Below are 12159 nucleotides of genomic sequence, written 5' to 3' on the forward strand. Positions count from 1 at the left end.
AATTGAGGATCGCTTTATGCCTCTAAAATAGTGTGTTGTAGCCAACTCATTATAGTTTGAAGTAAATCGGGGTCATGGGGGGAGAAGGTTTGCAGGGGTGGGTGAGGCGTGTCGGTGATGAGACAGATTGTACCGTCGAAGCGGGTAAGCGCATTGAGGAAAGTAGGGCTCAAACCTTGGGCTGCGGGGGATGTGGGGTCTTGGTAGAAGATGAGGATGAGGTGTTTGTCGCTGTCGCGGCGGAGTTGATTCCAGTAGGATTTGAGTTGGGGGAGGGTTTCGGGTTCGCCGTTGGGGCGTTGGGGACAGTTTTGGTCGAGGAATTGTTCGTAGATTTCGAGGGCGGGGTTATCTGTGTCGATGAATTTGCTGGTGTCGATGCAAATTAGCTGTACGGATTCGATTAATTGTGTGTCTGCAAGTCTGGCATCAAGGATGTTGGGTAAATCTGATAAATTGAGGCTTTGGGTGAAGGGGGTAGAACCGACTCCTGTTGTTTCTGGGACTTCTGGATGGGGTGTGGTGAGTTGATGGTGCCATGCTTGATAGAAAGTTGGGTAAGGCAGATTTTGGGCGCAGTTCCAGATGATTTTAAAGCTATTTGCGTAGAGGTCAGAATTGGTTTCATAAGTTGTATCGGACTGAAATTGTTGCAAAGCTGAGACAACAGAAGGCATCTGGGCATTTTGCACAATTTTATTCAAACTTTGAGTGACATCCCTACGGGTATACTCATGATTCGTTGATAGAATTCTGATTAAAGCAGCGATCGCCTCTGGATTGCCAGTGGCAATTTCACCCAAACTCTCAACGACTTTCCAACGAATACACTGATCATTAGTAGTTGAGAGAATTTTGATTAAAGCAGCGATCGCCTCTGGGTTTCCTGTGGCAATTTCACCCAAACTCTTAGCGACTTTCCAACGGATATACTCATCATTAGTAGTTGAGAGAATTTTGATTAAAGTAGCGATAGCCTCTGTGTTTCCTGTGGCAATTTCGCCCAAATTGTAAGCGATTTTCCCACGAGTATACTCATCATAAGTTGTTGAAATCATTTCGATTAAAGTAGCGATCGCCTCTGTATTTCCTGTGGCAATTTCACCCAAGTTGTAAGCGATTTTTCCATGAGTATACTCATCATAAGTTGTTGAAATCATTTCGATTAAAGCAGCAATCGCCTCTGGGTTACCAGTGGCAATTTCACCCAAACTCTTAGCGACTTTCCAATGGGTATTCTCATAATTAGTATTTGAGAGAATGGCGATTAAAGCAGCGATCGCTTCTATGTTTCCTGTGGCAATTTCACCCAAATTGTAAGCAATTTTCCCACGAGTATACTCATCATTAGTCGTTGAAAGAATGGCGGTTAAAGCAGCGCTCGCCTCGGTGTTGTGTGGGTCAATTTCACCCAAACAGCAAGCGACTTTCCAACGGATATACTCATCATTAGTAGTTGAGAGAATTGCGAGTAAAGCAGCGATCGCCTCTGGGTTGCCTGGGTCAATTTTACCCAAACCGTAAGCGACTCTCCAAGGAAACTCATCATTAGCCGCTGAAAGAATGGCGATTAAAGCAGCGATCGTCTCTGGGTTTCCTGTGGCATTTTCACCTAAACATTTAGTTACTCTCCAATGAATATTCTCATCAGTAGTAGTTGATAGAATGGCGATTAAAGCGGCGATCGCCTCTGAGTTGCCTGGGTCAATTTTACCCAAATTGCAAGCGACTTGCCAACGGGTATACTCAAAATTAGTAGTTGAGAGAATTGCGAGTAAAGCAGCGATCACCTCTGGGTTTCCTGTGGCAATTTTACCCAAAATATCAGCGACTATCCAAAGGGTATACACATCAGTAGTCGTTGAGAGAATTGCGATTAAAGCAGCGATCGCCTCTAGGTTTCCTGTGGCAATTTCACCCAAAATATCAGCGACTTTCCCACGAGTATACACATCAGTAGTCGTTGAGAGAATAGCGGTTAAAGCAGCAATAGCCTCTGGGTTGCCTGGGTCAATTTTACCCAAACTTTCAGCTACTATGGTACGGGTATCCTTATCATTAGTAGTTGAGAGAATTTTGATTAAAGCAGCGATCGCCTCTGGGTTTCCTGTGGCAATTTCACCCAAACTTTCAGCTACTATGGTACGGATATCCTTATCATTAGTAGTTGAGATAAGTGCGATTAAAGCAGCGATAGCCTCTGGGTTTCCTGTGGCAATTTTACCCAAATTCTGAACGACTCTCCAAAGGGTATGCTCATCAGTAGTAGTTGAGATAATTGTGATTAAAGCAGCGATCGCCTCTGGGTTTCCTGTGGCAATTTCACCAAAACCCTCAGCAAGATGCCGACGACCTTGCTCATCTTTAGTATTTTTTAGTAAATCAATTAGTTGATTGATAGCTATACTATAGTTTGTCTGTAACAGTGCTGCTCTTACTCCCTCTTTTATTGGATTAACAAATGTCCACCACTCTTGTTTTTCAATATTGAAATAACCGTAACCCCACTTAATGACTGCTGCTACTATTTCCTCAGCCCGCGAACAATCTTTAAACTCACCTATCCCCGCAGCAGCTAGAAAATATGCTCGATATCCATAAAAAGCATTGCACCCATCCTCAAATCCTAGCGCGTTAATAAACTCCTCCTTCTGCTTCCGATGCACACCCTCCAGCCCCAACCACAGCAAAATCACCTGCTTCCACTGCGCCTCAAAAATCCGATATTCCTTTCCCACCACCGGAAAATTAACATGATTTCGAGGTAAAAAATAATCCCAATCGTCCACCGCCAACGCCGCAAAATACTCCTGAAACGTCGCATGATAAAACCCATAAACAGATTCTTCCGGTTCATCAAAATCGATGCCAACCCGATTCAACCATCCCAGAGATAACGCCAAGGATAATAAAGACGTTTCATCGTTTTTATCTCCCAAATACTGACTGACTAACTGATAGGACAAGCGAAAACGACTCGATTTGCCATCAATTGCAGCTTTTGCTAATTCTCCTAACCCTTCATATAAAAGTTCCTGACACTTATTCTCAGTTTTGCCACATAGATTTGCATAGATTTTGATAATCTGCTCTTTCCAGCGATAGAAATACTTAATAAAACTTGCATATAATTTAGCCTGAGTATCCGGTAAAGTTCCCTGTCTCGAACTCCAAATTTGACACAACATCCACAACCGCAACGGATTTTGAATCAACTCCTTCAGACGGGAATTCTCCGACTCTGCTAATTCCGCCTCCAAACTTTCCCCCGTCGCAGCATCCCCCATCCCCGCAAACCAACGGCGAATATACTCCGTCACCTGTTCCGCATTAAACTCCAAATTGCGAAACACATCAAACCCCGAAAAAGCATTTTTATCCGCCTCCCAAACATTCACCCGACAAGTCACCACCACCCGCGCCGCCTGCACCCATGTCCTTAACAAATCTTTCGCTAACTGCTGCATTCCTTGAGTGTTGGCCATTTCATCCACACCATCCAGCAACAACCAAACCCGATTAATTTGCCCTTCTAAATCACCGCGCGTCACTCCTCCTGGACACCCATACAACCACACTTTTTCCAAATGCTCACAGATACTTTGCGCGCCTAATTCAGCTAAATCTATCCAAACTGGCAACCCCAAATCTTGCTCTAAAATCCAATCGGCAATCTTCTGCAACCGCGTGGTTTTCCCCGCACCCGGTTCGCCAATAATCGCAATTTTTCGCCCTTGACTGATGTCGCTTTTCCCTTGTCGCAACACATCTTCAAAAAAGCGTTCTTCAGCAATGGGCATCAGTTTTTCTGTTTCTTTTTCCTGTTCTTCCTGCTGATTCCTGGGCTGAGGTTTGGGTTTTTGGCGTTCGACAAGGGCTAAGGGAACATAAACACCATCCAGTTGCGGTGTCATCCCGTTGGCGTTGGTGAAAAGGTTGGTGGTGAGTTCTTTTTGTAGCGCGAGGTTGTGGCGGCAGATTTCTTGCCAGTTTATGGTTTCTTCTTTAGGTTTAGGGGTTTCATGGGATATCTCTACTGTGACAGACCCAATTTTAACCTTCCACTTTTCCTCAATTACTTCTAAATTATCTTTTTTCTCGGCAGTTTGATGCTTTAGCTTGAGGTGAAATTTCCAAAACCCTTGATTTCTTACACTAGGTTTAAGGACAAGTATATCTAAATCTTTCAAACAGTCCAAAACATCTTGTACTGCATCTCCTCTTCTCTGGGCATTATCGACATTTTTTTCATCCTTGGGTTGAGGAAGTTCCAATGCCTTTCCGAAACATTCCGCCAATGTCCATAAATCATCCTTAGTGATCCCTTTGTCAACAGTTTGGGTTTTGTTGTTGCGTTTTTGCTGAATTTTCCCGGATACCAGCAACTCATCTTCCTTTACCCATTCCACGTTGAAGGTAGCTTTCAGCTTATCCCCCGGCACGTCAATTTCCCCATCCGCGAGGGCGAGTAACGCCTCAACCAGTTTGAAGACGTTGTTTTTTGTGGTGGCGTTTTTCCCGTATTTTCGTGCCATCGCTACCTTTTGAATAAAATTCATCGTCGCTTGGGCAAGTTTGCCCAAACCAGTTGGTTTGCCCAAGCGCTTAACCCCGATTATACAAAGGTTTCAGAATTTTTGGTTTTTGCTTGATTGGGCAAAAGCCCAAAAAAACAATTTACCTCATAAGCACAAAACGAGGTGAATTATGAACGACCAAAAAGACAAAATCAAACAACGCGAAGCATTAGAAGATGCTTATGACAATTTTGTTCAACCCTACGTTAATCAATTTATTGAAGTTAACGCCCAGTCTTCACCCAATATTGATGTTGCGCTTCCTGGGTTTTGCTGTGTGTCGGGATGGTTGGTTTTGGTTGTATTGTATTGTTTTTGGACGCGCTATCGAATGTCATCAAAATAGCCTGTATTATTCGGCGGTTGAAACCGCGTCTACACAAACGAAGTCTGCCTCCGCAGACTAAGAGGTAAACGGGGTATTTAAACCAGGTTTGGTATAATATCGTTATACCAAACTGCTGCTATATGAGCTGATGGCAAAACTTTACTATCGTGGCATGGCAAGGTTGAATTATGGTTTGGAGTTAGTGAATTCTATTTACCAATGCCGTCAAATTTAGACTACAAGAAAATCCGAGAAATTCGCATCTTACCAAAAAATGAGAAATTCTATTTTGAAGGTTCGCATTTGGACTCTTCAAGAATCCCCGTCCCGGAGCGGGATGGGAATTATCAAACATCAGGGCGATCGCACGCTGAACTAAGTCACACAATATGTTTTAATTTATATTTGAGCAAAATCTAGACAAAGCCAGCCATGAGTCCTAAATCAATAGCCGTAATCAACTTCAAAGGCGGTGTCGGAAAGACCACCGTCACTTGGAGTCTGGGAAATATTATATCCCAAGGAACCGACTTAGAAGTCTTGATGTTAGACTTAGATCCGCAAATGTCGCTCACAGAGGCGATCGGACTTAACGAAAATACAGGTCATTTAGATGATAAGTTTGGTAAGTGGTACGAACAATCTCTCAAGCATAGACTTACAATTTACGACGCTCTAGAAGTCTTTAAAAAAGCCGGACAGAATTTTAAATTTCCCGTTGGTTTCGACACCATTTATCAGATTGACGAACAGTTACATTTTGTCCCTTCAGTTGAAGAATTGTATTGGTTGGATATCGATGGATTTGAGGGGAAAAGTGTTAAAGACTTCATCCGCAGATTCATCGGCAAAATCGCCAACTCTGCCAATCTCCCCAAATACGACTTGATGCTTTTTGACTGTTCGCCTTCCTTCAGTCTCCTCACCTACAGCGTACTCTCTTGCTGCGACTTAATATTAATTCCCGTCAATCCCGATTATTTTGGTTCTAGGGGATTGAGTTTAGTTTTAAACTCGCTTCAGAAACGGATTGAGCCTTATCCGTTTCCCAAGATAGCAGTCTTTATGAATAAAGCTAAAACCTATGGAGGATTGCTGACAAATGAAGTTCAGTTTTACATGAGAGAAGTAAAGAGACTTTGCGATGAGATATCAAAAGATAATAACATAGAAGTTAGATTTTTAGAATCGACGATTCGGGAAAGCGTCGGGCTAAAACGGGCGATTAATGAGGGAGAACTGCCGCGAGAATTAGTGAGAGAATTTGAAAAACTATGGCGCGAGTGTGAGGAGTATCTGAAATGAGTAAAAAAGAAATTTTGGCTGCTTCCGAACAAGCAAGCGGGGGGTTAGTTGAGGAAATTGGCGAACTTAAGGAAATCTTGCGGGACGTTGCTCGAAAATTAACCAGGCTTGAGACTCAAGTCAAGCGGGGAGTGATTTCTGCTGGCTCAAAAACTTCGGATATTCCCACGGGTGCTGATGTTAATAAACCTGCTAATTTATCGGCTGCCAATGTTCTAGAAGTTTATGAAGAACTGCGTTTACAAGCTAAGAAGGGTAATGAAGAAGAGGTGAGGCAAAAGTTGTTGGCAATGAGTGCAACTGACTTGAACTTGATGTGTTGCGAGTTAGGGATGCCGCCCAGCAGCAAGAATCCGTCCCGCAAAAAAATGTTTGAGCTAATTATTGGCAGAATTAAACAGAGTTTGAGGCTGTCGCGGCATATAGACAGACAAACACTTTGAAAATTAGCAGAGGAATCGATAAAATGCGTTTTAACTTGCATTTCCCCCTGAGATATGGAACAGGCAAGATGCCCGTTCCACAAAAGCTTGTTCCACAAGAGTTTAAGTTGAGTGCGGGGAGTAGGGGTTGGGCATCTTGGTTGCCCCTGAAAAGCTCGTTGCAAATTCTGCAACTTTTCAGCTTCCATAAATTATGGCCGATAAGTGCGATCGGCCTCATCTCCCTAACACTCTCAATCGCCTTGTTTTTGAGCCTTCAAAGCCCTCCGACAACCGCCGCCCAAAAACCAAGCAGACTGGCGTTTGTGGCTCTCCAGATGCGCGGCAGCGAGTTTAGAACAAGTTTATTTGGGGTCAATGCTGACGGTTCCTCCCGCCGCGAACTTGCCCCAAACATAGATGTTAGCTATACCCTAGTTTGGTCGCCCAACGGTCAGCGACTGGCTTTCGTGAGTGGCGATACCGACATTTATACAGTCAATGCTGACGGTTCTCGACTAACTAAACAGTTTGCTGGGGATGCTTGCAAAGCAGCTCATTTTGAAATAGCTTGGTTTTCCAACAGCCAGAAACTTGTTTTTGCCCGTTCTTGCGACGGTTTTACCTCTGATTCTCCCGGCAGTCAATCACTTTATACAAGCGACACTTCTGGCATCCAAGGAACTCAATTAGTTAGGAATTTGGAAGTAGGAGGAGAGCCGCCTAAAAAGGAAATTTCATCACAATTTTACCTTTCGCCGGACGGTCAGCAGGTAGCATTTGTCAAGGATAAAAATATCTACAAAATGAATGCCGACGGATCGGAAATGACCAAACTAACTAAAAGTCCCGGCGAATATATATCTGGCGGCAGTCAACTTGTTTGGTCGCCCGATCGCACAAAAATTGCTTTCCTGTTCGGCGCTTATCCCAAACAGCAAATTTACACAATTAATGCCGATGGAAGCAACCTCAAAAATTTGACCAACAACCCGCAAAATGAGGTTTACAACGGCAAACTATTGTGGTCGCCCGACAGCAGTCGCATTGCTTACTATTACAATAAACCCGGCGATTCATCAGGCGAACAGCAAGATATTTACCTGCTCGACATTAACCGGGGGACAGCCAAGAAACTCACCCAAAAACCCCGAAACTACGACGAAATTTCGGGGTCCCCGGATGGCAAATTTATTGCTTTCGTCGCCGGAGATTTCAACAATCAAAAACTCTACACAATCACTGCTGACGGGAACCAGCTAAATCAACTAGCTACTCGGCTAAAACCGTCGGAAATTTCCGAATTAGCTTGGTCTTCTGACAGCCAGCAAATCGCTTTTATATTTAATGAAATCCAAGGATACAAAAGCAACTTGTATGTAATTAATCGGGACGGTTCGGCATTGACTAAATTGACAAACGACAAGGATTTGAATGCTAGCCATCCAGTTTGGCAACCGCAGTAAAGTTAAGAGCCCAAATATGCTGTAGGGGTGAGTTTTAGCACAGATAAACCCAGAAGGGCGGGCTATCTTTGGATCGCCTTGGAGCGAAAGCGGGTTACTGAACAAGAAAGAATCCACCCAACTCAACACTCAAAAATATTCTCAAATTGGGGAAGATGCAATAATTTTTTTCTCCTTTAATGGCTGGTGAACTGGCAAATCATTTGACTCAAGTTCCTGGTGTTTTTCATCCTGCACCTGTTTGTCAATTTTTGGCAACTTTAAAATCGCCCCAGCTAAAACCCAATAATACACGGACACGGGATCTACATCCAGCGGATAGTATTGAGTATTGATCGTAATAAATCCAACAAACACCCAAAAACTAGCTCCGTAACTCCGCAAACTTTTGTCTTTTACAGAACGGTAAGCTCTAAAAGTTAGAAAAGCCAAGTGTAAAACCATGATTTGAAAAGCAATCATTCCCGGATAACCGAGTTCGTAGATCAACTTAGGTTGGAAAGTTTCAATTAGCTGCGTAGCACCAAATATTCGCGTTGAATTAGTTGCTCGTCCCACACCTCTACCGAGAGGTCTGTCAATGATAAAATTGTGGCTCTGCTGGAACTGATTAAAGAGAAACTGCTGGGGCGGTGCAGCATTCCAGCGGTTAACAAAACTCTCCCGCTGCTGCTCGATAATTCCCGGGTTAAGAGCTGCACCGACAAATAGCAGAATCGCCAGTCCTGCACCGATGGGAATAAATCGTTTTAAATTAACTAATTGACCGGTGAGAACTAGCAGGATTGCCGTAGCAACGGGAACCATAACTAAAGCAGCTCTTTGACCGGAAATAACTGCATTGGCAAATACTAATGCCATGCCAAATAAACCGATCACTCGCCACCAGAATGAAGGGTCGCAAAAGGCAGAGGCAAAGGTTAAAAAAGCATTAGAAATTAAAAACCACGCCCACTGCCAAGGCGCGACAAAAGTTCCGGGCAAGCGGATAAACTTGACTTCGGGACTGAACACCAAAGAACCGCCGACAAAACATCTAGCTTCCAGCGTTGCTTTATATAATTCTTGTCCGATCATGCCTCTGGTTCCCGCACACTTTCCACTTTGCAGCAAGAGGTACTGAATCAAACCTAGAAGGCAGCAAACGATCGCCAAAACGATGTGCATTCGACTAAAAAACACCAAATCCTTCTTAGTGCGGAGCAGATAATAGGTACAAGCAATCAGCGGTATGTAACCTATCAATACTTTTAAGCCGAGAATTCCTTGCAGAATTGGTTTGTCGCCGCCCCTAGGGTTGAGCTGCATCTCCCCGTTGACAAAAATTAAAGTCAGCATTGCCATCATCAACAGGATGCTGAAGGTAGAAAGCATTTGTTTGGGAATGAACAGGGGCAACTGTTTCTTTTTGCAGCTTTGAATTAGGGCGATGAGAGCTGGTATGTAGAAAGCATCTTTGGCTACTTGAAATGCAGGATTGCCGCCGCCAATTGCGTAGGTAATTGTACCACTGAAAGGCAGGTAAATTAGAAAAGTCCACAAAGCTTGACGGGGGTATTTGTAGGAAAGCAGCAAGATGGCTGCGGCTGCGCCTCCTGCAATAGCAATCTTAGGGCCGGCTACGAAAAACAGGGGAATGCTGAGAGCAACGGTGACTAAGCAGCTTATGGCGATCGCCTGCACCAATTCATTGCGCTTTTGTGAAGTTTTGCGTTTTTGTGCTGCTACTTCTTTTTTGCTTAGCGCTGTTGTTTTTTCGCTATGCTTGTGTTTGGATTTTTTGGATTTGCCCTGGGTTTTCAACATATAGCAGAAGGAAGTTCGGCAACGAGCAATGTACGGGATGTAACGGATGGAAGAAAGTTCGGCAACGGATTTTGTAACGGATGTAACGGATGTAACGGATGTAACGGATGTAACGGATGGAAGGAAGAAGGAAGAAGGAGGGAAGAAGGAGGGAAGAAGGAAGAGGGATTTAGTTGCCTAAGAGACAAAGAAGAAGCAATCGAGTCCTTATGTTTGTGCAATTAAGAACGTCCTCCCGTCAGGGCGGTTCCTAGAATTTTTCTAAAACACTTATGTAGAAGGCGGAAGACACTCAGATATAGAAGGCTGGAGATGTAGAAGGTAGAAGGCAGAAGGAATAGAAGCGAACAGATTTCGGCAGATGTGGTAACTTATTTTTAAAGTCACGATCGAGAAAAAGTCTCGGTCGAGATTGTGGGTGTGACGCGGGCACAAATTAGACGGGCGACCTTGTAGAATATAACTGCTGCCATCTATAATGTACAAATCTCGAAAAAATAATTTTAATCTAGCGGTGAATATGAAATTAACAAAATTTGTATCGATCGGCATTGCCCTAGTTTTAGGAGCAAGCGGGAGCATATTATCTAGCAGCAGTAGAGCATTAGGGGCCGAAAAAGTTGTCCTCACATTTGGCCCGATCAGACAAGGCATCAATATCAGCGACTTAGAAGACTTTGCTAAAAACGGCACGACGACGCCAACCCTCCAACAAATTATCCGGTTCTCCAAAATGGACGCGCAAATGCTGCGGGGGTTCATGGGTTTAGAAATTGGTTTAAAGCCTGCTAATCTGGCGAGGGTAGTTTACAGCACCCCAGGAGAAAAAATCACTGACGACATCGGTCAAGCAATTCGGACTCAGCGCCGCACAGAAAGCGGGAAAGCTTTGCGGGCAGCGGTGATCCTGGCTGCCGGGGACGACGGTAAGGTATCGCTGCTAGAAATCCTGAAAAAGTATCCTCTCAACGAGGTTTACGTAGATGTTGCCAGCCTTCGCACCACTGTTGGGAAAGTTCAGAGTATAGCTGGAACTCTGCGAAGCCTGCTTGAAGATGTGACGCGATCGACAACTCGTACAACTGAAACAACTCCCACCGAAAGTCCGATCGAACCTCGCCGCAGCGTGCAGCCCACAACTCCGCCTCCAGCGCCGCGCCGCGCCGCGCCCTTGCCAGCACCCGCACCGCAGCCGGTGACGCCTGTCAGAGGGCTTTGGTAAAAAAATCATAAATTTGTGCTAAAGGCGGGTTGAAGCGGCTGTTGTGGCATTCTGCAGACACTTTTGATATCGTTTCCGGTTGCATCAGAATCATAAAATCGAGTCAACCGTCAACCGTCAACCTCATTCCGGTGTAACCGGAAATGATATGAGACCAAACCCGCCCCCGCCCTACCCCTATCCCAACCCCCAAGAGGGTTAGGACTTTTGTGAAAACTCTCACTGTTTTCTCGGACATTTCCCTACAATCTCACGCAAACGAGTAGTTGTACCCATCGTTGCGATGAACAGGTTTAAGTTGATTTCGAGAAACGCTAATCACACTATCGTTCACCCGAATATCAAAATTACCTTTAAACCTAGTGGTTTTAATTCTTTTGCATTTAACTCCCTGATGCTTTCCATCAATCACTGAAACAATATCGCCACTGTTCCAACCTTTGACCTTTTTCTTGGGTTTATACCCCGGACGCGGAAACCCATATTTATCAGTCTGTACGACTTGACGGCTACCCCAACCCATTGCCTTAATTAGCAACGGTTGGTTGATAGTTAAAGTTAAACCTTGACTTACATCTCCACAGCAAGCAGCATCGATCCAATGAGCTTTTGGAAACTTCAGATTAGTCCGATTGAACTTAGTTAAAGAACCCCGCCCTACATAAATAGGTTCAATCGCTGTAGTTTTTAAAGCTTGGAACAAAGCGGACTTGGTTGCGTTAACTGCTGCGGCATCTTTCAACGATACTTTAGCTTGACTCATTATTATTTTAATAATTTCGGGCTTTTTCTTAAGAAAATCCTTAAGGTCTTGAGTCCCTTTTTTGATGTTGCACTTTTCGCAAGCCAAGCAAAGGTTGGAAACACGATGAGTGCCACCCTTGGCGCGTGGGCTAATATGCTCAACTTGCAATGGTAAGTTTTCGCTACCACAGTAAGCACACTTCCGATTCCACTTGGTAGGGTCGAACGGGGTATCGCTACCCCGAACTCCCATGCAAAACCGGACGTGATAGTTTCCCATCATCCGGCT

General features: G+C 44.3%; 9 protein-coding genes. 6 read left to right on the forward strand and 3 right to left on the reverse strand.

Translation table 11 applies throughout. The features are described from left to right. Positions 1-14: 14 nt before the first annotated feature. Entirely contained in the window at positions 15-4601 is a 4587-nt protein-coding gene (locus QT992_RS25245) for a HEAT repeat domain-containing protein (protein WP_333339255.1), read from the reverse strand. Between the two features lie 106 nt (positions 4602-4707). Here QT992_RS25245 and QT992_RS25250 point away from each other — a divergent pair, with 106 nt between their 5' ends. The 4 genes from QT992_RS25250 to QT992_RS25265 all read left to right on the forward strand — a co-directional run bounded on the left by QT992_RS25250 (position 4708) and on the right by QT992_RS25265 (position 8098). Further along, entirely contained in the window at positions 4708-4923 is a 216-nt protein-coding gene (locus QT992_RS25250; protein ID WP_333152498.1) for a hypothetical protein, read from the forward strand. A 414-nt stretch (positions 4924-5337) separates the two neighbouring features. Then, entirely contained in the window at positions 5338-6210 is an 873-nt protein-coding gene (locus QT992_RS25255; RefSeq protein ID WP_172192852.1) for a ParA family protein, read from the forward strand. Then, a complete protein-coding gene (locus QT992_RS25260; RefSeq protein ID WP_333318095.1) occupies positions 6207-6653 on the forward strand; it encodes a hypothetical protein in 447 nt (148 codons plus the stop codon). Before QT992_RS25255 ends, QT992_RS25260 begins: the two co-directional genes overlap by 4 nt. A 68-nt stretch (positions 6654-6721) precedes the next feature. Beyond that, the gene (locus QT992_RS25265; RefSeq protein WP_333339260.1) at positions 6722-8098 is read left to right on the forward strand and encodes a DPP IV N-terminal domain-containing protein; all 1377 of its coding nucleotides are present in this window, start codon (positions 6722-6724) and stop codon (positions 8096-8098) included. A 141-nt stretch (positions 8099-8239) separates the two neighbouring features. Here the strand turns inward: QT992_RS25265 and hpsL are convergent, their stop codons facing one another. Further along, entirely contained in the window at positions 8240-9904 is a 1665-nt protein-coding gene (gene hpsL / locus QT992_RS25270) for a hormogonium polysaccharide biosynthesis protein HpsL (protein WP_333318098.1), read from the reverse strand. A 46-nt stretch (positions 9905-9950) separates the two neighbouring features. Between hpsL and QT992_RS25275 the strand changes: the two genes are divergently transcribed. Next, positions 9951-10085 carry a hypothetical protein gene (locus QT992_RS25275; RefSeq protein ID WP_333339264.1) on the forward strand — a complete coding sequence of 45 codons (135 nt, stop codon included), beginning with the start codon at positions 9951-9953 and terminating at the stop codon, positions 10083-10085. Positions 10086-10424: 339 nt separating this feature from the next. Continuing rightward, positions 10425-11126: an alpha/beta hydrolase gene (locus QT992_RS25280; RefSeq protein WP_333339268.1), complete on the forward strand. Its 702-nt coding sequence runs from the start codon at positions 10425-10427 to the stop codon at positions 11124-11126. 250 nt (positions 11127-11376) lie between these two features. On the opposite strand, the gene QT992_RS25285 is transcribed toward QT992_RS25280, so the two are convergent. Continuing rightward, positions 11377-12153 (reverse strand): HNH endonuclease, encoded by a 777-nt coding sequence (locus tag QT992_RS25285; RefSeq protein WP_333339271.1) that lies wholly within the window; start codon positions 12151-12153, stop codon positions 11377-11379. Positions 12154-12159 lie beyond the last annotated feature (6 nt).

This window comes from Microcoleus sp. T3_D1 (assembly GCF_036700405.1).
Lineage (GTDB): Bacteria > Cyanobacteriota > Cyanobacteriia > Cyanobacteriales > Microcoleaceae > Microcoleus.